The 21,580-nt window shown below is 36.3% G+C and carries 25 protein-coding genes and 2 pseudogenes; 8 read left to right on the top strand and 19 right to left on the bottom strand.

Annotated elements, in window-relative coordinates; translation table 11 throughout:
* Together VIG73_RS05550 and VIG73_RS05545 are read right to left on the bottom strand one after the other, a co-directional pair.
* Positions 1-984 (bottom strand): MFS transporter (locus VIG73_RS05550; protein ID WP_331639788.1); only part of this gene is annotated, 984 nt, incomplete at its 3' end.
* A gap of 347 nt (positions 985-1,331) precedes the next feature.
* Entirely contained in the window at positions 1,332-1,631 is a 300-nt protein-coding gene (locus tag VIG73_RS05545; RefSeq protein ID WP_331639786.1) for a hypothetical protein, read from the bottom strand.
* Positions 1,632-1,779: 148 nt separating this feature from the next.
* On the opposite strand from VIG73_RS05545, the gene VIG73_RS05540 reads away from it, so the two are divergent.
* Positions 1,780-1,926 (top strand): hypothetical protein, encoded by a 147-nt coding sequence (locus VIG73_RS05540; RefSeq protein ID WP_331639784.1) that lies wholly within the window; start codon positions 1,780-1,782, stop codon positions 1,924-1,926.
* Between the two features lie 123 nt (positions 1,927-2,049).
* Here VIG73_RS05540 and VIG73_RS05535 read toward each other — a convergent pair whose 3' ends face one another.
* The 6 genes from VIG73_RS05535 to VIG73_RS05510 all read right to left on the bottom strand — a co-directional run bounded on the left by VIG73_RS05535 (position 2,050) and on the right by VIG73_RS05510 (position 8,298).
* Positions 2,050-2,247, bottom strand: a complete 198-nt coding sequence (locus VIG73_RS05535) for a twin-arginine translocase TatA/TatE family subunit (RefSeq protein WP_331639781.1) — start codon at positions 2,245-2,247, stop codon at positions 2,050-2,052.
* Between the two features lie 67 nt (positions 2,248-2,314).
* On the bottom strand, positions 2,315-4,048 hold the full coding sequence (locus VIG73_RS05530) for a GMC family oxidoreductase (protein WP_331639779.1): 1,734 nt from the start codon (positions 4,046-4,048) through the stop codon (positions 2,315-2,317).
* Positions 4,049-4,106: 58 nt separating this feature from the next.
* Positions 4,107-4,889, bottom strand: coding sequence for a gluconate 2-dehydrogenase subunit 3 family protein (locus VIG73_RS05525; protein WP_331639778.1), 783 nt, complete (start codon positions 4,887-4,889; stop codon positions 4,107-4,109).
* A 180-nt stretch (positions 4,890-5,069) separates the two neighbouring features.
* Positions 5,070-5,648, bottom strand: a complete 579-nt coding sequence (locus VIG73_RS05520) for an SCO family protein (RefSeq protein WP_331639776.1) — start codon at positions 5,646-5,648, stop codon at positions 5,070-5,072.
* Positions 5,649-6,326: 678 nt separating this feature from the next.
* Positions 6,327-7,283 (bottom strand): acetamidase/formamidase family protein, encoded by a 957-nt coding sequence (locus tag VIG73_RS05515; RefSeq protein ID WP_331639774.1) that lies wholly within the window; start codon positions 7,281-7,283, stop codon positions 6,327-6,329.
* Between the two features lie 115 nt (positions 7,284-7,398).
* On the bottom strand, positions 7,399-8,298 hold the full coding sequence (locus VIG73_RS05510) for a LysR family transcriptional regulator (protein ID WP_331639772.1): 900 nt from the start codon (positions 8,296-8,298) through the stop codon (positions 7,399-7,401).
* Positions 8,299-8,441: 143 nt separating this feature from the next.
* Between VIG73_RS05510 and VIG73_RS05505 the strand changes: the two genes are divergently transcribed.
* Positions 8,442-9,359 (top strand): DMT family transporter, encoded by a 918-nt coding sequence (locus VIG73_RS05505; protein ID WP_331639770.1) that lies wholly within the window; start codon positions 8,442-8,444, stop codon positions 9,357-9,359.
* Positions 9,360-9,403: 44 nt separating this feature from the next.
* Here the strand turns inward: VIG73_RS05505 and VIG73_RS05500 are convergent, their stop codons facing one another.
* Genes VIG73_RS05500 through VIG73_RS05485 form a run of 4 tightly spaced genes read right to left on the bottom strand, consistent with a single transcriptional unit; the run spans position 9,404 to position 11,952 of the window.
* On the bottom strand, positions 9,404-9,814 hold the full coding sequence (locus VIG73_RS05500; RefSeq protein ID WP_331639768.1) for a DUF3021 domain-containing protein: 411 nt from the start codon (positions 9,812-9,814) through the stop codon (positions 9,404-9,406).
* Positions 9,807-10,265: a LytTR family DNA-binding domain-containing protein gene (locus tag VIG73_RS05495; protein ID WP_331639766.1), complete on the bottom strand. Its 459-nt coding sequence runs from the start codon at positions 10,263-10,265 to the stop codon at positions 9,807-9,809. Before VIG73_RS05495 ends, VIG73_RS05500 begins: the two co-directional genes overlap by 8 nt.
* Before the next feature lie 23 nt (positions 10,266-10,288).
* Positions 10,289-11,035: an ABC transporter permease gene (locus VIG73_RS05490; protein WP_331639764.1), complete on the bottom strand. Its 747-nt coding sequence runs from the start codon at positions 11,033-11,035 to the stop codon at positions 10,289-10,291.
* Entirely contained in the window at positions 11,035-11,952 is a 918-nt protein-coding gene (locus VIG73_RS05485) for an ABC transporter ATP-binding protein (RefSeq protein WP_331639762.1), read from the bottom strand. Before VIG73_RS05485 ends, VIG73_RS05490 begins: the two co-directional genes overlap by 1 nt.
* 329 nt (positions 11,953-12,281) lie before the next feature.
* Here VIG73_RS05485 and VIG73_RS05480 point away from each other — a divergent pair, with 329 nt between their 5' ends.
* Both VIG73_RS05480 and VIG73_RS05475 read left to right on the top strand, forming a co-directional pair.
* On the top strand, positions 12,282-12,452 hold the full coding sequence (locus VIG73_RS05480; RefSeq protein ID WP_331639760.1) for a hypothetical protein: 171 nt from the start codon (positions 12,282-12,284) through the stop codon (positions 12,450-12,452).
* A 71-nt stretch (positions 12,453-12,523) separates the two neighbouring features.
* On the top strand, positions 12,524-13,093 hold the full coding sequence (locus VIG73_RS05475) for a cupin domain-containing protein (RefSeq protein WP_331639796.1): 570 nt from the start codon (positions 12,524-12,526) through the stop codon (positions 13,091-13,093).
* A 508-nt stretch (positions 13,094-13,601) separates the two neighbouring features.
* On the opposite strand, the gene VIG73_RS05470 is transcribed toward VIG73_RS05475, so the two are convergent.
* The 3 genes and pseudogenes from VIG73_RS05470 to VIG73_RS05460 form a co-directional block, all read right to left on the bottom strand.
* Positions 13,602-14,120, bottom strand: coding sequence for a GrpB family protein (locus VIG73_RS05470; RefSeq protein WP_331639758.1), 519 nt, complete (start codon positions 14,118-14,120; stop codon positions 13,602-13,604).
* A gap of 23 nt (positions 14,121-14,143) precedes the next feature.
* Positions 14,144-14,920 carry a hypothetical protein gene (locus tag VIG73_RS05465; protein ID WP_331639757.1) on the bottom strand — a complete coding sequence of 259 codons (777 nt, stop codon included), beginning with the start codon at positions 14,918-14,920 and terminating at the stop codon, positions 14,144-14,146.
* Position 14,921: 1 nt separating this feature from the next.
* A pseudogene (locus VIG73_RS05460) lies at positions 14,922-15,267 on the bottom strand (DUF6176 family protein).
* A gap of 162 nt (positions 15,268-15,429) precedes the next feature.
* On the opposite strand from VIG73_RS05460, the pseudogene VIG73_RS05455 reads away from it, so the two are divergent.
* Positions 15,430-15,759, top strand: a pseudogene (locus VIG73_RS05455) (NIPSNAP family protein); the annotation flags it as partial.
* A complete protein-coding gene (locus VIG73_RS05450; protein WP_331639794.1) occupies positions 15,748-16,029 on the top strand; it encodes a CPCC family cysteine-rich protein in 282 nt (93 codons plus the stop codon). The pseudogene VIG73_RS05455 and the gene VIG73_RS05450, both read left to right, overlap by 12 nt.
* 65 nt (positions 16,030-16,094) lie before the next feature.
* Here the strand turns inward: VIG73_RS05450 and VIG73_RS05445 are convergent, their stop codons facing one another.
* Positions 16,095-16,721, bottom strand: coding sequence for a DUF1054 domain-containing protein (locus tag VIG73_RS05445; protein WP_331639756.1), 627 nt, complete (start codon positions 16,719-16,721; stop codon positions 16,095-16,097).
* A gap of 227 nt (positions 16,722-16,948) precedes the next feature.
* Here VIG73_RS05445 and VIG73_RS05440 point away from each other — a divergent pair, with 227 nt between their 5' ends.
* Together VIG73_RS05440 and VIG73_RS05435 are read left to right on the top strand one after the other, a co-directional pair.
* Positions 16,949-18,376, top strand: coding sequence for a hypothetical protein (locus tag VIG73_RS05440; RefSeq protein ID WP_331639755.1), 1,428 nt, complete (start codon positions 16,949-16,951; stop codon positions 18,374-18,376).
* 143 nt (positions 18,377-18,519) lie between these two features.
* Positions 18,520-18,810 (top strand): hypothetical protein, encoded by a 291-nt coding sequence (locus VIG73_RS05435; RefSeq protein WP_331639753.1) that lies wholly within the window; start codon positions 18,520-18,522, stop codon positions 18,808-18,810.
* 90 nt (positions 18,811-18,900) lie between these two features.
* Here VIG73_RS05435 and VIG73_RS05430 read toward each other — a convergent pair whose 3' ends face one another.
* The 3 genes from VIG73_RS05430 to VIG73_RS05420 form a co-directional block, all read right to left on the bottom strand.
* Positions 18,901-19,764 carry a hypothetical protein gene (locus VIG73_RS05430; RefSeq protein WP_331639751.1) on the bottom strand — a complete coding sequence of 288 codons (864 nt, stop codon included), beginning with the start codon at positions 19,762-19,764 and terminating at the stop codon, positions 18,901-18,903.
* Positions 19,745-20,677: a sialidase family protein gene (locus VIG73_RS05425; RefSeq protein WP_331639749.1), complete on the bottom strand. Its 933-nt coding sequence runs from the start codon at positions 20,675-20,677 to the stop codon at positions 19,745-19,747. Before VIG73_RS05425 ends, VIG73_RS05430 begins: the two co-directional genes overlap by 20 nt.
* 401 nt (positions 20,678-21,078) lie before the next feature.
* Positions 21,079-21,570 carry a GNAT family N-acetyltransferase gene (locus VIG73_RS05420; RefSeq protein ID WP_331639747.1) on the bottom strand — a complete coding sequence of 164 codons (492 nt, stop codon included), beginning with the start codon at positions 21,568-21,570 and terminating at the stop codon, positions 21,079-21,081.
* Between the last annotated feature and the right edge of the window lie 10 nt (positions 21,571-21,580).

The following is a 21,580-nucleotide window of genomic DNA, read 5'->3' as shown; positions in this document are numbered from 1 at the left end:
ACCGTAGCCCGCAAACATACCATTAGAGAAAAAGCCAACAATTGCCCCTCCGATTAATACACCAGCACTTCCGGCTGCAAAAGAATATAAAAAAACGGCACTGGCGGATGCTAGTAAGAAAATACCATAAGATAGTTTTGCACCGAGACGATCCATAATTTGCCCAAACGTTAGCATCCCAATAATCATCCCAACAGCTGTACTTATTGTCCATAATGCAGAACTTGATACAGAAAGTCCTTGTGATTTCTGTAACATCGATGGCAACCATATCATTAAACCATTATAACCAGCTATTTGTACAGTTGCCATGATGGCTAAAGCAATCGTTGTAAAAGCTGTTTTAGGTGAATTAAACAGAAGACTTAATTTACCTTGTTTTTCCTCTAATTCTTCGTTATTTTCCTTATTCTTTTGTGTAGCTAGCCATTCTGGAGACTCGTCTAAATTTTTACGAACAAAATAAGCAAATATGACTGGGAGTAAACCGACGAAGAATAAAGCTCTCCAACCTAAATGCGGAAGTATGATAGCGCTTAGTAATGCAGCTAATATAACACCAAACTGGGCGCCTGTACTTACATAGGATGAAACGCGTCCTTGTTTTTCTTTTGGCCATGCCTCTGCTACGAGTGCCATTCCAATCCCATACTCTCCACCAGCGCCGAGACCAGCAATAAAGCGAAATATATATACTTGCTCCATATTTGTCGCAAGTCCTGTTAATGCGGTTCCAATAGCAAATAAAAATATTGTATACGTAAATATTCGAACACGTCCATAACGATCAGCTAATATCCCAAATAATATACCACCAATAAGCATGCCTATATTTGTAACCGAAGAAATAAGTCCCCCAGCAGCAAAATCAATTTGAAACTCTGCGACAATCATCGACATCGCGAAGGATACAAACATAATATCCATGCCTTCTAATGTTAAACCTGCTGTTGAAGCGACAACCGTTTTCTTTTGATAGTTCATTATTCCTTCCACCCCTCAAATGATAATTTCTCTCTGTAAGATATTCTTGATGGTTCTTGAAGGAATGGATGTCACAACCCATTCTCTTTTCAAGCCTCACAGGACATTATTTAAAAGAGTTAACATACAAAAAGCCCTTCTGTCGCAGAGGACAAAAGGGCATAAAAAGACATAATTAAACATACGTTGTCGTCTATTCATCGAATCCTTTTTGGTCTCTCTGGACCAGTTTAAAGGCTATTATTTTATAATATAATAGCATGAGCAAAATAATATTTCAATCATTTTCTTATACTCAGTACCTATATGTTCGGTCTGATTTACTATTGCTTAGGCTTCATGGCGAATTATTCAGTATACATTTTTTTCATTAATATTTTTCTTAACTTTTCTTCACATCTATACTGGTAAAAAGGACGATCAAATTTCTTATAATTCATTTTTCCAATGACTCGGCGAATCTTCTTATCATGAACAATTAGTTCTCTTATTCTCCCATCTTGTAAAAAATCTTGAAACCAAGCATATTTCTTTAATTCCCTAATGTTTTTATTAATATCATCTTCATCCGGGTTTTTAAACATATAGTATAAAGCAATTTCAAAGACTTCGAAAAAGGCACCTAAAAATTCAAAAAAAATCCCCACTAGATTTCCCCCTTGATTCATCTAATATGGTATACGTTTTATTCGTCTAAAGGTTTCTTAAAAAGGATAGATATTTACTTACATCTGTTTCTCGTGTAAAATTTAAATAGTGAAATTTCCGTATTTTCATTAAAGGAGAGTATGAAAATTGATTGAGATTTTTATCGTCATTATTTTAATTGTCTTCTGCTTCGATTTCGCTAGACTACGTCAACAGAACAATACGTTGATTGATCAGAATGAACGAATTATTGAGTTACTGGAAATCATAGAGAAACAGAACCACTTAAAATAGTTTTTACTTTACTCATATTTATTGAGCAGGCTTCGTCATGGCATTTTTTACGAATAAATACTTTCAATAAAAAAAAGAATGAGCCACTTTCTAAAAAAAGAAAATGCTCATTCAGTATCGATTTTATGCTTGCTTTTCTTGTTTATCTTTCTTCTTATCATCAGCGTCTTCATTCATAAGACCACTTGTTGATTTCTTGAATTCACGTAATGTCTGTCCAGCAGCTTTACCAATCTCGGGTAATTTATTTGGGCCAAAAATAATTAATGCTAAGCAAACAATTAGGATTAAACCGGGTATACCGATATTAGCGATTCCCATTATTCCACCTCCAAGGTAGCATATCTATAAACTTAAAACAAAAAGTATCTCTTACTCTATTAAACCATTATTTTTCCGGTTTTAAAAGTAAGCCACCACCTTTTTCAAGGTATTTTTCAACACCTTCAGCTGCACGGTATGCAAGTGCGCCAACTGTTGCCGTTGGGTGACGATCGCCAAAGTGTGGCATTGCTGAAGCACCTACAACGAATAAGTTCTCTGCATCCCACATTTGTAGGTATGTGTTTACTGCTGATGTTTCAGGATCTGTACCCATTGTCACACCACCAGCATAGTGTGCACCGTTATAAACGTGGTCAAATTCTTCTGGAACTTCATCCACATCAATAATATCGGCACCCATTTTTTCCATCACTTCTTTACATTTTTTAATACCGAATTTAGCGATATTGCGGTCTTGATCAGTATATTTATTTGTAACACGAAGTAATGGATCACCAAATGCATCTGTATAAGTTGGGTCTAAATCTAAATAGTTATGCCACCAAGGAAGTACCCCAGGTGTAAACCATACGTTTAGACTACGGTTCGCATAGAATAATGATTTTTCTTTCCACTCTTTACCCCAAGATGGTGTTCCTTTAGGTACTGGGTTATTGTTGATTGGTGCATCACCGTACTGTCTAATTTCGACTCCACCACCATGTAAGAAGTCTGTTTTAGAGTTATCGATGTGTTCTCCAGTTAAGTCACTGAATGTAGAACCTAAAGCACCGCCACCCATGTGTAGGTTAAATTTCTTATCTTTAAAGAAACCTCTAGCACCTAGGAATGTAATATTAAATTGTCCTGTAAAGTTACGACCAATAACACCTGTTTGTGTTTTTGGATCGTAAGGTTTTCCAATTTTCGACATTAATAGTAGACGGTTATTTGCTAATGTGAAGGCACCAAGAACAACAACATCTGCAGGTTGCTCGTATTCTTGTCCCGTCATCATGTCAACATAAATGACACCTGTTGCTTTTTTACCGTCATACGTCACACGACGGGCATAAGCATGTGTTCTTAGTTCGAAGTTACCTGTTTTTTGTGCTGTTGGAATAACCGTTACAATTGGATCAGACTTAGCACCGAAATCACAACCGTAATGTGTACAATATGAACAATACTGACACTGGTTAATCACTTCACCATCCGGATTTTCATAAGTTTGCGTCACGTTTGCAGAAGAAATCTGGAATGGGTGATATCCAAGTTCTTTTGCTGCATCTTTAAATAAACGTAAGTTTGGTGTATCTACTGTTGGTGGGTTCGGATAAGGTGAAGAGCGTTTTGCACCTAGTGGATCTTCTTCACCAGAAATACCAGCTGTTTTCTCCCAACGATCATAATACTTTTCAAAGTCATCATATGAGATACCCCAATCACGTAATAGTGAACCTTCAGGGACACGATCTTTCCCATAACGCTTCTCTATTTCAGAACGAATTTCGAATTCGAACGGGTTGTAACGATATGTAGCACCTGCCCAGTGAACACTACTACCACCCAAGTGGTTACCTACCATCATTTCATCCTGTGTACGAACTGGTAGTGCTGTTTCATCCATTGATGTTCTAGATGTAATTGTTTCTAAACTTAAATCTTGCATAATATATTTACGAGACATATAACGTAGTTCGTCTTTTGCACCAATATAGTCGTTTGTTGATTTTTCTTCGCCACGCTCAAGTGCGACAACTTTATAACCAGCTTTAGCAAGTTCAGCTGCTACGACACCGCCTGACCAGCCTGTACCGACAACAACGACATCTACTTTATCTAGTTTTTTAGGCATGACCTAAATCCTCCTCTGTAACCCTTTGCTGAAAAGTTATTAATCTATATATATTAAATTACGGTTGATAGTCTTTTAAACTAATAGGCTCTTGTTTTACAAATTCCTCTGATTCAATATCATTGATATAAGCCGGACGTGGTCCAGGGAATTCACGCATTTTCCAGCCCATCATATCTCTATTTCCACCGTATAATGGATCAGCATATGCTCCTTCAATTGTCATCTGACGAAGAAGTTGGAAGAATGATTTAGATGAAGCCCCTCTCATTTTCTCTTTACCGTCTTCAAAAGCTTTTAGGATTTCGTCTTGCTGATCTCCTTCAATTTCATGGAAACGTTTATCATGTTTCTTCAAACTTACCTGATTCATTGTTCTTAAACCTTCAAGCATCATATCGCCACGGTTAAGACGTGACTGATAACGTTCACTATTATTAATTTCTTTAAATGGACCTTGCATATAATCTTTTCCGTTTTGACCAAATTCTCCAGCTAACTGACGGTCAATAAAATACGGAACACCTAACCATATAGCTCCTGGCCCATTATCGTCTTCTGGGTAAATGCGTTCAACTGCTGCTTTCAACACATCAAAATCCTCTTTGCGGTTGAAGAAAATTCGTGCATCCTTCCCATCGTCTTCCACATTGGTATCCGTTGAGGTCTGATCTGATTTCAAATTATTCGTAATCAATCCACCAAATAAAGATCCACCAATTACTCCTCCTAAAACAAGACCTGTGTTTTTAATAAATTTTCGGCGCCCCATGCCGTCTGCTTGTTGTTGCGGGTCTTGTTTATTCATGTCAGACGTTTGTTTTGTATTTTTATCTGTCATGATGTCCTTTCCTCCATTCCCAAAAGTAAACTCCCTTTAACTAGAATTTTTATCATCTAGTAGGTTTTAAAAAAAAGCACATCTGCTATTATATACTTGATACCTCCCGATTTCAAATGTAAATAAGTTGTATATGTTGTTTAATATGCGACTATTCAATTAACTCATGACTAATAGAATTTACTGAAGTGCTTTTATGTCTAAAAGTGCTTGATCCTGCCCTTTATCTCCTACACCGTCATACTTTTTCACTATTTTTCCTTTTGGATTTACTAGAAAAAAATTTGTCCCATGAGCAATCTGATCATTACCTGTACCAGGACTTGCTTTTTGTAATGACGTTTTGAAGTGGTTCATCGATAAGTCCTTAATCGTAGCAAAATCATAACCTGTCAAAAATGTCCAATTTGAAAAATCCACATCGTAACCTTGAGCATATTCTTTTAAAATTTCTGGTGTGTCGAATTCAGGGTCTACACTAAAAGACACAATTTGAATATCAAGTTTATTCTCTTTTAATTCATTTTGAAGTTTTGCCATGTTTTTTGTCATAACTGGACATACTGTTTTACAATTTGTATATACGAAACTTGCTAACCACCATTCGCCTTTTAAATCATTCAAGCCTAACTTTTCACCATCCTGAGTTGTATACTCAAACTCCGGTAATTGCTCAGACATATTTTCTTCTATTTTCCCACTACATGCTCCGAAAAATAAAAGTAAAATAAAAATAAATAATACTCGTAAGTGTTTCACATGATCATCCCCCTATATTTCAAGTTGTAACATTAGATGAATTTAAACATAGTAAAGTTTACGTTATTGACTTAAAAAACTCAATAAGAATATCATTCGTTTGACCTATTTACTATTCAACATTTTTAATATAACCAATGATGATATTTTAATGAAAGAGTATTTGAGTGGAGTGGTCTACCGGATGCGAACTCGGAGAAAAAGGCAAAACCGCAACGGATAGAGCGGTCTATCAGGTACGAACTATGAGAAGGATTCTAAAACAAAAAAACTGGGTGAATTATGTTATCATTCAACTTAGCTTGGTAAGAAAGGGAATTTGTAATAAATTTCTGATAGATACTAATTCGGGAGTAAAGTGGACGGGGCAACGAGTGGAGTAATTAACTAGATTCCAACTTGCAGGAAAAACCTCATATGTCACCTCAACCAACTATTATCAGTATCGAATATTTTTCAGTATAAGGTCCTTGTTTCTGTGGAGTTAGAATATATAGAGTAAAGTGAAGCCCGCAATGCAGCTATTCTTGTGATGAGGAAAAATATTACATAGCATTGAGACCTTCAACGCACCTAATATTGTTTAAGAACAAAAACGAGGTCACATTAAGTACTAACTTAACCAAAACATACGCCATTACGGTTATATTAGAGCCTCAACGTAACCTCAGTAAAATCTCATCTAAAAATCGCATTTGGTAAGAAAGCTGATACGAGCCAATTTGGTGCATCAACAATCTCACTTATCCTTAAATCTACAGCAATACTACATAGCATATAGGCTTCTTCGTCTGAAACGCCATATGTATCAACGATGTGCTCAATCATATAGCGAATCGCATTTTGTGACGCCTTATACAAGTCAGGACCATGGCCTGTCGTCACATAATAACCCATACTATCTGCTTCAGGCGTTGGTGGACCTGGAATTTCATAGCGTGGTTCAGCAATCGCTTTACCCTTATGCAATTTAAAACGAACAGTTGCCTCCATAGAAGCTTCGATAGCTGTACCACATACTTCACCATCACCTTGGGCAGCGTGTGTATCACCAATTGAAAACAATGCACCCTCAACTTGAACTGGTAAATACAGTTTCGTTCCTTTTATAAGATGACGAATATCCATATTACCACCATTATGACGTGGCGGAACAATACTATGGTTTCCTGGTTCTTTTAATGCCACACCAATTGTACCCGGGAAAGGTTTAACAAAAATATCGATACCAGGTAAAAATTCTGCTTTCTTCCGATTAGCAAGATCAATAATTTTTATAGCAGGATCAGGAAAATCGTCTGCTAATAAACCGAATCCCGGAACAATCGCTGTCCATCCCCACTCCAATTGACGAAAATCAAGCATTTCTACTTCAAGTGTATCCCCTGGCTTAGCTCCTTTAATATAAATCGGCCCTGCCACAGGATTCAGTTTTGAAAAGTCAACATTTTTAACATCTTCCGCTGTCGATTTGCGGTTAAATTGACCACCTGATGCTTCTACAATTTCATAGCTTATCGTTTGTCCAGAATCAACTTCAGCAATCGGTTCAATTGAATTATCCCATCCAATATGACTATGCGAATGAAAATCATGAATTGTCGTATAAGGATGATTATGATGATGAATCGTCATTGATCGCCTCTCCTTTTATCTCTTTAATACATTAAAGCACATGTTGCAATTTTTGCAAAATATTATTACTTCACTTTTATCCTACTTTTTATATTTTAATCGTATGGATTCCATCCTATTCCTCAACCCGTGGTAATCTTTCAGGTACATGTCTGGACCATGGTTTTAAGTATTCGATAAATTTTTTTGTAGCTGGAGAAAGCGTGTTAAATGATTTAGCAGCAATACCGATTGTACGATAACTTTCTTTTTCTAAATTAAGCACACGGATGTTTTTCGGCAAGCGATATAAAGCCATTTCAGGTAATATACTTATCCCCATCCCATACTGCACCATGGAAAAAATTGCTTGATCATCTTCTAATTCGAATTTTACATTAGGGACGACATTATTTTCTTTTAAAATTCTTTTCAAGTCATTGTCACTCCCCTTTTTGGCCCGGATAAGGGGTTCTTCTTCAATTTCAGAAAAGCTGACTTCGCTTTTATATGCAAGTGGATGATCGTCGGGAAAAATGCAGAGCATGCGATCTTTCTTCAAAGGGATGACTTCAAAATTGTATGATGTTGGTATCGAGACAAAGCCAAAGTCAACTTCACCTTTGTAAATCCACTCCTCGATTTCATCATAATCCCCTTCAAATAGTTCAATGTCAATAGTGGGATGGTAACGGCTGAATTCTTTTAAAATTTCTGGAAGCCACTGAACAGAAACACTTGAAAACGTGCCAATTCGAATCGTTCCAATTTCAATACCGTTAATATCAGCAATCTCTTGTTCCATTTCTTCATACCATTGCAATATTTCCCTAACGTACTTCAGAATACGTTCGCCATTACTCGTTAAAGTAATCCCTGAACGTCCACGATGAAGTATTGGAAATCCCCAATTATCCTCTAAACTGGCAATCGCATGACTCACTGCAGATTGGGAAAGATTCAGTTCTTCTCCCGCTTTTGTCAAACTACCTAATTCAACAACCTTATGAAATATAGTAAATTTTACGAGTGACATAGCTATCCATCCCTTCTAAAATTATTGAAAACTATTACATGATTTTTTTTCATGCAAACATCAAAAAACATTCATTTTATTTATTTTAAACTTACTATTATACTAGATATTAATCAAATTTTTCGTATCGGGTGGTGAATTCAATGCAAGCCAAAGGAAACAATGAACTTAAAAATAAGCAATTAAAAGGCGATTTAATGATGTTATTCGTCACGATGTTATGGGGTTCATCCTACTTATTTATGAAAATGGGGATAAACACCATTCCTGAATTTAATTTAGTCGGTCTACGCTTTGTTCTAGCGTTTGTCATTTCGGCAGCTGTGTTTTATAAACGGTTAAAACAGGTTGATATGACTATCATAAAATACGGGGCTTTACTTGGATTCTTTCTATTTGGTACGTTATCAACCGTTACGATTGGGATGAATGATACGTCTATTTCAAATGCGGGTTTTATTTTTAGCTTAACCATTGTTTTCGTCCCATTACTGATGGCAATCTTTTTCAAAAAAGTACCTGATGCAAAAACTATTTTCGGTATTTCTATTGCTCTTATTGGGATTGGACTTTTAACATTAAATAATGGCTTAAATTTAAATAAAGGTGATTTCCTTATCACATTAGGTGCCATCTTTTATGCACTATATATCATTGTGACTGACCGAGTTACGAAACACGTTGATTCGATTAACCTCGGTGTCGTTCAACTCGGTTTTGCCGGACTATTCGGGTTTATCTTTTCATTTATTTTTGAAAACCCAGTGATGCCAGGCACAACTGAAGCGTGGATTGCGGTTCTAGCATTAGGAATCTTTTGTAGTGCCATTGGGTTTATCGGTCAAACGATTGCCCAACAATATACAACTCCAACACGAACGGGTTTAATCTTCTCTTTAGAACCCGTTTTTGCGGCTCTCTTTGGCTTTGTCTTTGTCGGTGAAGTCCTATCGGCAAAAGGTTATCTCGGAGCAGCACTTATTTTGATTGGTATCATTTCGACTAAAATTGACTTAAAAAAATTGGGCTTTGGAAAACAATATAGCGAAATGGATATTTAACAAGAAAGCGAATGTGACGAACTTAAAGTCACATTCGCTTTTCATTACTTATTAGTGTGTAGTTGTTTATTCATTTTATCTGCCACTTTTTTATAATAAAAATAAAAGCTGGTCCAATTTAACATATATATAACTGAGAATATGATGATTCCAACGGTAATAGTATCGAAACGAAGTGGAATCCAACCAATTGGTATGGCGATTAAAAAGAACCCACCAATCGTTAAGAGGAAATGAATGATCGTTTGTTTTAATGGACTCCATGCTTCTATTTCAAAAATGAAGGAGGACAAGCCGAAATAAACCCCAAGGATTAAACTAGCGAACATATAAAGCCAAATAACATCAACTGTTGATTCAATATGGGTAAATTTGATCATTGTTAAAGCGATAAAAGTAAATAGGCCACCAGCTGCTATCCCCATAGTCGTTTTCTGTAATATTCTGTTAATCATGCGCTTGCCCTCCTTGTAATTTTTCTTTAACAGAAGAAACATATCGACGCGTGATATATTCTTTATTTCCCGAATGGAAGTAAACACATAAATTACCGTTAAATGAGAGTTCAAAACGTTGGATTTGTTTTAAATTACCGATTACAGACTTGGAAAATCGTATAAAGCTATAAGGTATAAGTAACTCTTCTAGTTCATACAGTTTCTTTTTTATCTCAATATGTTTTTTATTTTTTAATGCGGCAAACACTTTTCGATTTTCTGCATAAATATAATCAATGTCATCCGGGGCTAATATAACGGTCTGCTCGTGATCAATCCCAAACAATCGTTGTGCTTGCCTACCTTTAATTATTTTTAGTAGTTCATCCAATTCTTCTGTCCATTCGTTCGTCTGAATAGTTATAGACGTCTTGTCGTACTTCTCGTCAATATCGATGTTTACTTTCATTCCAATCTCTCACCTCATGCTATTTAACTTCGTGCTACTTTTAAGAAGGAACCATATCGTATAACAGCTAACAAGAAACCTGATGTGCCGTAAGCCAATAAGACACCGCTTGCCATAAAGAAATCTTTATAAGCTAATGTTCCATGCATCGTATCTTGAAGAGCCTGATGTGCCCAATATTGTGGTAAAAACTCCGCCGTTTTTTGTAACATGTTTGGCATCATATCAATCGGAACCCATAAACCGCTAATAAGTGCCCCACCTAATGCTATGACTTGTGTCAAAGCGATTCCCATGTTTTCTGTCTTAACGCTTAAAGCAAGAAGCAACCCTAAACCCGTTACCATATAAGCTAAAATAATGGATAAACTTGTCAACAAGATTGGTTGTTCCAAGTTAATGTCGTAAACTACTTTTCCGAAACCAAATAGAATAAAGATTTGCACACATACAATAACAATATACGGGAGCCATTTTCCGAGTAAATAAAATTTTGGTTTAATTGGAGCGCTTGCTATACGAGCCGTCATCCCTGAATCACGATCTTTTATAAAGCTTGTTACCATTGAAATCATAATAAAAAAGACAAACATGACTGTGTACCCTGGGACAATAGACGTTATGATTTCCTGTTTAGCCATATCATCTGCACCAGACGTGAAAATCTCAATAAATAAATACGTAAAAATAATAGGTAAAATAACCATCCAAAATAATAGGCCTTTATCTTGAAGATTCTTTTTCATTTCTAATATGAAAATAGCTCCCATCATACATGCCCCCTTTGTCCATCTCGTAATTCACTTCCCGTTAATGTTATAAACACATCTTCAAGTCGTGGGCGAACAATTTCTAGACGCAACAGTTTATCTGATTCCTCTTGATAATGTTGTAAAATTGTTTCCATAACGGGAATGAATTGATTCGTTGCAATTAAATGACCATCTTTATGTGGCGTGATATCACCTAAAGTAATAAGCTGTTCCGGTAACTCTTTCATTCCTTTTACAAAAACAGAAGGAATTGCGTACCGTTGAAGTAAATCGTCAACCCTACCTTGTTCAATGATTTCACCATGGTCAATAAAAGCGACTTCATCACAAAGTTGTTCAACTTCTTCCATATAATGTGTCGCGTAAATAATCGTGCACTCTTGTTGTTGTAGTTGCTTAATCATCTCAAAAATATAACGACGAGATTGTGGGTCGATACCGACCGTCGGCTCATCCATAATCAAGATATTCGGGCGATGCATTAAGGCGCAGCCAATATTTAAACGGCGTTTCATCCCACCAGAAAATTGTTTCACTTTATCCTTTGCTCGGTCAGATAATCCAATTTCTTTTAAAACTTCCATAGCCCGACTTTTTAATTCTTGTCCTTTTAAACCATACAGCTTACCGAAAAAATAGAGATTACTTATAGCTGATAGATTTTGTTCCAAGCAAATTTCTTGCGGAACATAACCAATTTGTTCTTTCAAATTTTGATTTGATGGATTCATTAATCGAACTTTTCCATCATAATCTAGAATAATAGATGCGATGATTTTTAATAGTGTTGATTTACCCGCTCCGTTTGGACCAACTAATCCATAACAAGTCCCTTTTGGAATGACTAATGAAACGGATTTTAATGCTTCTTTGTTTCCATATTCTTTCTTTACTCGATTAATGTGTAATACCATTTTTCAACAACACCTCGCTTTTGCCTTATTATCCCATAGCTCACATATTTGGAAATTAGTTTTAACATAACAGGTATAAAAAGATGTCTAACATGACTGAAAAGTTTAATAAACAAATCCATTAGGTGTGACTCTGCAAGTGTTTTTGTATCATCTACATCGTAATACCGTTTTATTATCGTAAAAGGATTCATATTTGGGCATTTGTTTTAATATTGTCATTTATTCACCGGTGTTCTGTGTTCATTTACATGTTAAAATTTATTTAGATAGAGTATATGTCATAGTATTGCTAGTATACTAATAACCTAGAGAAATGAGGAATTTCTATGAAAACAAAAAACTTGTTTCGCCTGATTTTGATAGCTGTTGCATTAGGAGCTAGTATCGCTACACTCGTCCTTAATATGATGAAGAGCATTGAAGTAAGTAGCGCTATTACATTATTATCAATTGGAATCATATGTTTAGCACTATTACGACTACAGGAACAACAGTAAACTTAAGTTTAGGCACATTCACAAATGCCACGCATAAAATGGATGTAGCATTTGTGAAAGGAATGACGAAAATGTATCGTACATCTTATATGTACCCTTATCCTTGTTATATCTATGTTCCAACTTGCACAAGGTCTTTTGTTTATCCACCGATTCAGATGGAAGAGAACAGCAAGCATTTCGGTTATATGCCTTATCAATCTGAACGACAACGAATCGTATTAAAAGACTATGGAAAACAACCTTTTGTTTTAGACATTGAAGACGCAGCAGAAGCAAACCGAACGTTTCGAACAGCTATTTGGACTGGAGATTATCTACAAGTCACCTTAATGAGTATTAATGTCAATGAAGATATTGGATTAGAAATCCACCCAAACACGGATCAATTTTTACGTATTGAAGAGGGTCGAGGAGTGGTACAAATGGGCGATTCGAAAGAAAACCTGACGTTTGAACGCCATGTTTCCGAAGATGATGCAATTATGGTTCCAGCTGGCAAATGGCATAATATAACTAACACAGGAAGAAAACCACTTAAACTTTATAGTATTTATGCACCACCTGAGCACCCATTTGGAACCGTTCATCGAACAAAGGCTGATGAAATCGCTGCAAAACAAAGCAATCGCTCGGAGTGAGGATTTAGATTAGACTGCGTTGGGCTCTGGCGCTTTGTTATATCATGGATTCGGTTGAGATTTGGTCCCATGAGTACTCAACGCGAATTCTCATGACGTTTTTTTAGTACGAGAGAACGCATTGAGACTCCAATGTGGTGTCTCGGGATGTTGTTTCAGCGCGAGAGGCTGCATTGAAGCTTCAACGTGGTGTCTCGGGATGTTGCTTCAGCGTGAGAGGCTGTATTGAAGCTCCAACGTGGTGTCTCGGGATGTTATTTCAGCACGAGAGGCTGTATTGAAGCTCCAACGTGATGTCTCGGGACGTTGTTTCAGCGCGAGAGGCTGTATTGAAGCTTCAACGTGATGTCTCGGGACGTTGTTTCAGCACGAGAGAACGCTTTGAAGCTTCAACGTGATGTCTCGGGACGTTGTTTCAGCGTGAGAGGCTGTATTGAAGCTCCGACGTGGTGTCTCGGGATGTTGTTTCAGCGCGAGAGGTCATATTAAAGATTCAAATGAGAAATATTCAATAAGCCTCATGCTTCCATTGCAACGCTTTTCGCTCTATTTTCTTAACCATATCATTTTTTCCTTCTATATATGACTCTATATCATACGGATATTGTTCGGCGAGTTGAGTCTTTAACTCGCCATACCTTTTTTTGACCTCCCGATGAGCTCGCAAATAATCGCGAAAAGCTAAATGACGTTTAATGTTGCTACTTCCCACTTGAAACATATGCACATGATGTGTGCGCTGGCTTCCAACTTTTTGAAAATATCTTCGCCCATGAATACCATTCTCTCCTTTAGGGATATACCCGATTTCACGCATGGCTTCATTATATGAATCAATCAAATGAATGTCTCGGATAACTGGCATGATGTCGATGATTGGTTTCGCTTGTAGGCCTGGTACAGATGTACTACCAATATGATGAATAGAAATGATTTCTTTTCCGAAAATGTGATAAAGCATCTTAACCTCTTCTTCAAACATAGCGGGCCATCTTTCGTTATATGAACTAACTTCAACTTTTCGCAAATGTTACTTCCCCTTTACTATATTTATTCATCATCAACCATTTTCATTAAAAAGGGATATAAATAGTCCACAGCATGATGCGCATTTTCTTCAAACAAGCGCTCGACAGCATCACGTTTTTTCTCTACAAAAATAACTTCTTGAAATTCAGGTTTTTCACCTTGACTAATTAATTCTGTCGCAAACCGTTGATAATCTTCCAGTAACTCTCTTGCTACCAATTCTATTTTTATATGAAATAAGATAACTAAATGGTCATAGCCAGCTGTTTTCATGAGGTAGATCGGTGTGCATTGTTCAATCGTGTCATGTTCAATGCCGAATTCTTCATTTACTTCCCTTAAAACACTATTTTCTACATTGAAATATCGGCCTGTTATATCTTCCCAGCCTAACCCTCCTCCAGCACATTGCAGGCGGTCGGGATAAGCTGTGTGGGAAGCCATTTTCCCAATAACAAATTGGCCATCTTTCGTTTCAATCAAACCAGCACCATAAACAATTTTACAACCTTCTTGATCGGTTATATGATGACGAACGGTATGCAAATAATGGGCGTAATCAGTCAGACTCAACTTGATGTTCATCACATCGTCCTGTTCGACAATCGATTGGATAGAAAATGTGTCACCTCGAAAAAATTGTTGCTCTTTATTAACATCCAACCAAAACTTCTCAATTTCCTGTTTACGCCGTGATGATAAACGAACTTCTTCACCTGTATATTCTACTTTCACTTCTTTATTGTATGAAAAAATTTGATTAGATTTAATGACCTTCACACCCTTTCGATACGCCAAACTACCTCAGCAATTTCCTAATTCTATCTGGAATCATCACGACCTCTGTTTTCAAATCAACTGGTTCAAACGTTTTGTCAACACATTCATTCCAGAATGCGATATGTTTTTTATCTACCCAATGATTTGAAGTCTCCACATCTTGTCCACCTTCACCTTGGACAGAATACCAATACAGATATTTATCACCATTGAGATGTTCTCTAAACATTGTTTCGACATACATTTTTTTCGCCTTCTAACGTGAGTAAGACATCCTTCATATGTTCAATTAAAAAAGCCCTCCACTCATCAACACGTTTTGATTGTCCCTTTTTGACTCGAAATCTTGTTAACTCAATATTCATGTTAATCCTTCGTTTAAATATAAAAGTTTAACCATTAATTATTTTCTATCCTAACACCAGAAATTTCTGAAATCAATTCATTTTATAATTACCCGTAATTATTTTTCATGGTATGCTATATTCATTGGTAGCCAGACATCCAATGACGAAAAGGTTGATTAAATGTTTTATCGAAGAAAATATTATTTAGTAAAAGAAGAGTTTGTTGATATTTTTAATGAACATTTTCATCGTACGAATTTACCAAATCAATTGAAGCATGGTACACGATTTATCGGAAGATGGATGAAAGACAATGGTGATGGGACTGTAGAGATCTTTGCCATTTGGGAATATGACAGCTATGAACAATACATAGAAATAGAGAATAATATACGCAGCGATGAGGCACATGTTAGAGAGATTCAAGACTGGTACGAAAAGCATGGTGGAAGAGATGATGTACTCAAACACTATTTATTAGAGGTCCGCAACGAAGCCATAGAATCAACAAAGCCGAAATATACATGTCCTTGTTGTGGGTATAAAACGTTAGATGAAGAACCACCCGGCTCTTGGGAAATATGTGATATTTGTTATTGGGAAGATGATCCGCTTCAATTTGAAAAAACAGATGAAGGTGGTGGAGCGAATCAGCCATCTCTAAGACAAGCTCAGCAAAACTTCCACGCTTTTGGAGCATGTGATGAAGAATGTATCGAGCTAGTAAGAAAACCAAATGAACATGATGACAAAGATCCTCATTGGAAACCGTTAGATTAACGAATAAAAGTGTCTCGTGAATCATAGTGTGGGTTCACGAGACACTTTTTCCATTAAGGTACAATTTATTTTTTCTCTCCAAGTGATAATTGGTAGACTGGGATTAAGGTGTCATAAATCGCCTTTACTTCATTGAGAAACGCTTCGCCATCTTTTAAAATCGGATCAGCCATCGCAAATTGTTTTCCAACTAAAAACTCGGCACTTTTCACTTTTGAAAAGCGTTCCAATTTCTCACGCAAATGAATATCAGCCAATTTTTCGTTTGATTTTTTCATATGATTCATTGATACATCATAGTCTTGAGGGATGATGTCTGCTAACGTCTCTTCATACTCCAAGAAAGTACGAGCATATGCCTGTTTATTCGGTAATTCATAAATGTAGGCTAACCAAACAAAGACACGGTCATCCCATAAACCTATTTGAAAATGTGGGTGTTTCTTATACCCACGCTTATTGTAACTAAAAGCCATCCATGTATCATTAGGTGGGTTCACTGTTCGGCGGGCATGTTTAGCAATATGTATATACATATCATGACCTATTTTTTCAGTTAAATAATCAGCCAATTCATCACCGATTGCTTTAAACTTCGGCTGAATCCGTTTGCGAATAGCTGTCATTCGTTCGTCTAACCCATCGATATGAAATGTTTCGAAATCTGCTTGTGTAAATCCTGTAAATGTCATTCAAAAGCCTCCGATTGTTTTTTCTACTATTATAAATCCTATAAGAATAGGATGCCACTTGTTGAACTGATTATCAGATTGTTTATAGATTCCTGACGTCATAGACCCTCTGCTATACATCCAATACAAAAACATTACGATAATATATTTCCGACTGCTAAGTCCTCACCGATGCCCATTCAAGTGCATACACTATGTCATGACTAGTTGGGGGAGGTAACATAGTAATGGAATTAACTGCAGCACACTGGATGTATTTAATCGGGACGTTTATCATTATCTTATCAATGCTGTGCCGACAAAATATTGTTGTACCATCTCTTATCGTGACTTTCTTAGTTGGATGGATATATTCCGATTCCTTTATCATTGGCTTACAAACGATATTTAATGCTAGTTTAATTGCGGCTGGTGAGTTATTTAATATTTTTCTGATTATCGCCATTATGACTGCGTTGTTATACGCTTTAAAAACGCTTGGTGCTGATGAACAGATGATCACACCATTTCAGCACGTTATGAAGAATGGACATATGTCTTATTGGGTTATTATTTTCGTTACGTATACGATTTCTCTCTTCTTTTGGCCAACACCTGCTGTGCCACTCGTTGGAGCTCTACTAATTCCTGTTGCTATACGTTCAGGACTTCCACCCATTGGTGCCGCTATCGCCATTTCACTTGCTGGTCAAGGCATGGCTCTTTCCTCTGATTATATCATCCAAATCGCTCCTTCTTTAACAGCGACAGCGGCTGGAGTAGATGTAAATATTATAGCTAATCGAGCATTTGTATTATCCATTATTACAGGAAGCATTGCTATCATTATCGCTTATTTCTCAATAAGAAAACAGATTGCATCTCCCTCTAATAGCCATTTAATTGCTTGGGAAAAAACGGACAATTCCTCTCAGGTAAATCAAGATCCTGAAGCTCATAAACGAAGTAAAAGCAAATATGGTCTTCTTTTTGCCATCGTCGTTCCGCTAACATTTTTTATCATTATATGCTATATGTTTCTCGCTATTTTTATTGATACTATTCAACCGATCGAAGGCGGAACAGGAGCCGCTTTAATTGGTGGTGCGTCTATCATACTTCTTATCATCGCATCTGTCTTTAAAGATATCCGTTCTTCCTTAAATCTTGTTAGTGACCATCTTGTAATGGGATTCTTATTCGCCTTTAAAGCTATGGGACCGGTTATACCAATTGCAGGATTCTTTTTTATGGGGAGTAGTGAATTATTGAGTAAAATACTAGATACGAATGCCGAAGAAACACCATCTTTTCTATTTGATTTTGTCGTTTCCGGTCAGCAATTCATACCAGAAAATCCTTTTATATCAGGATTTGGAATTCTTCTTATCGGAGCGATTACGGGGTTAGACGGCTCCGGCTTTTCTGGCTTACCTTTAGTCGGTTCTTTATCTGGGGCCTTAGGAAGTACTGTCGGCATAGACGTAGAAACTTTAGCTGCCATAGGACAAATGGGTTCTATTTGGGTAGGTGGTGGAACATTAATTGCTTGGTCCTCCCTTGTGGCAGTAGCTGGTTTTGCCAAAGTTCCAGTCATGGATCTCGTTCGAAAATCCATTGTTCCCGTAATGGCTGGATTAATCATCTCTACCTTAATAGGGTTGTGGATTTTTTAACGATGTATGTATATTAAAACGACAAAATGAGTCCGTATGATTAGCTGCTTCATTTAAATTGGAATATACTGTCACCCTAAACTACCTTAGCAGAAGAAATATAGTATAATAGCAGATATATTAATATTAAAGGAGAAATAACATTGTTAGGAAACATAGGTGAAACTTTTACATTAGATCGACCTGCTTTTTATCTCATTACATTTATTGTCATATGTAACTTTGTCTATGTCGTTTTCTTTAAAGATAAATTAAGTCCAATCAATTATATACTTATTAATTCTCTTTTCTTCGTCCTTATTGGAGCTTATTTAACGTTCCAGTCCGGGATTATTGTAGATGAACTTAATTTATCTGGAGATTCTTTGACTTTGATTTTGTTAATTGTCTCTGGGCTTTTCCTGATCCTTAGTGTCTTGTATAAAAAAGATTAAATCAGTCTGTTAATAATATTGGGGTGTCGTTAATATCTTGAAACTTCACCCCACATCTACACCTATTTGCCAAGATAGTAAAACGTAAAACTAGTTTGCACCCTCATATATCAGCACAAACGGTTTATTTTCATCCATTGTTGCACGGTATACACTTATTCCTCCAGATGGTGGTGTTGCAGAAGACGAGTCAATTGTAAAATCTTCATTTAGTGATATCGTCCACTTCGCTTGATTATTTTCAGTCAGGACAATAGCAAGTGTGCCAAACTGAACAATTTGATCCCAATCGAATGTTTCTGTTCGACCATTTTGCGTAACAGAAATTCCGTCTGGACTGCTTATAAGTTCTATATTTTCACCTTGCCATGCACCTTGTATCTCAGCTCCAACATAATAATAAGAAAGACCACCACCACGGTCACCATATGTACCGATGAATTGATGAATTGTTTTATCAGTGGCTTTATATGTAACTACAGCCACATCATTTGCTAACCATTCCACTTTAAATTCGCCATCTGTTTTATAGGGCAATGTTTCCTTTGGGAGAGCAAGAATACCGTAATAGTTTCTATAATAAACTGCCTCACCGGTTTTGGTATTCTGTTTTATCGCTAATACATGCTTAAAATCAGGTGATATACTTGTTACATTTTTAATTTTTGAATTACCTATAACGAGCAACACGCTATTCATAATTATAAATAAGATTACAATACTAGCTACGGCAAGTTTCCACTTTTTTGTGAGTGTTAGTAAAAACAGTATTCCTAGTGATAAACAAAGAACACAGATTATATTTATAATGTAAAATATCCGGTTATCAATGTATTCCACTTGAAATCTTTGATGGATAAATAAGTAACCCATTTGTAAAAAAAAGAAACCGATTGCTAGAAAGAAAAGTAACCAGCCTATTATTTTAATTCGTTTATCCTGCCTCTTGGTCATCTACTTCTATCTCCTTCGAAAATTCCCATGTTTTACCGTTATCTTTTGAAATAAATTTCCCCTTCACTTTACCGCCTTTATAATCACCATTAGGACCTTGATTAACGAGAAGCACCAAATGGGCTTCTTCCTTAACAGGCATTTCAGCTGTTACAAAAATTTCATGATAATTTTCTGGAACATTGGTAAAGGCTTGCGTCCATGTGTTTCCACCATCTTGTGTTACATAAAGTTCCGGTTCATCTGGATTAATAGTTCCATAAGACAAAAACCCAGTTTGTTCATCTATAAATCCACCGTCCGAAATCAATCGAGTGACACCCGATTGATTTGTTTCCTTCCAATTTTCCCCACCATCATATGTTATATAAACATTTGATGCTTCTTGTGCTACAACGCGGTCACCACTAATAATGACATAACCGAATTCTTCAGTTAGAAAAGCTACTTTTCGAAAGCGAATCATTGGATAACGATCTGTAACAATAGCGTCTTTCCACGTTTTACCTTGATCATGCGAGTATGTTAATACAACTTTATTTTCATACTCGTTTGTTTTTTCCATATATAAAAATGCCACTCGATTTTCCGAAAGGATATAACTGTTTTTAATCAGCTCTTGTTTATTCCCATTGTACTCCCCAGCAAATAAATTATCTATTTCAACTGGAACGTATTGCCAAGTTTTGCCTTTATCAAATGTTATGTTTAGCTCTTTATTTTGAAGGGAATAACCCACTGTATGATCATCATCATAGATCGGTTGTAATTTCTCAGCCTCTGGTGATATGTCTTGTTGTTCCTCCCGATTTGTAGGTAGAGAAGAGCTTTGGGGATACTGTAGATAGATTATGATAGAAATGATTAAGCCGACCATGACGACACTTGCTGTAATAAGAATTATTTTTTTCACAGGTAGTCCCCTCCTTTTGATTATTGACGATAAAGAGATACTATTTTATTTGATTAACTGCAGCCTACAATTGACTAGACACACGCACTCCGCACATGTCCCAACAAAAAACAGTTGAGATATAGATTAGAAATACCTACCCCACACTTCATTTAGAAAAGGACGGTGTTCATACGGACATTTAATATATGATAAAATAGTTTATCAATATGACTACGTATTTAATTGAAACATCATCATCTCGTTTGTCGTTTTAACATTGGCATCAAAGTGAATAATGACTAAAACTGCACACTAAACCCATTAAACTTATGTATACCTGTACCAAAATTTGCAAATTCCCTTTTCTCTTAGAAATTTAACTGCGACCTTCATATACTAGAACTCCATATTAAAATATTCTAATGGTATGGATTTGTAAGACAATAGACAGCCTGTTCTTCTCCAAATCTCAACAATGTTTCACGTAAATTCATCCCTAATTTTTCTAACAATTTACATGAAGGTTTATTTGCTGTTTGAGTTTCAGCAATAACTTCCGGTAAATTTAGACTTTTGAACGCGTAATTGATTACTTCTTCCACAACTTCACTACCAATCCCTTTCCCCCACCACTTTGGAAGGAATTGATACGACACTTCTGTAGATATACCATCATGGTATGTGTCAAGCGAGATGAGTCCTACAAATGTATGCGTACTTTTTTCTTTAACTATCAAGTTCAATCCGGCCATTTTTTGGTGAACCATGTTTAAAAAAGTTTTCTTAATCGTATCTTCTTCTAAAATTCCGCCTAGATACCGTCTAATATCTGTATTCATATACAATTGTTTAATGGCTTCATAATCATCCTCTTGTAATTTTAAGAGGACACATCTGTCAGTTTCAAGCAAAAAATCACTC

Source organism: Cerasibacillus sp. (assembly GCF_036516575.1).
Taxonomy (GTDB): domain Bacteria; phylum Bacillota; class Bacilli; order Bacillales; family Amphibacillaceae; genus Cerasibacillus.
Note: the sequence above shows the minus strand (reverse complement) of the source record. Positions and strands in the feature narration are given on the sequence as shown.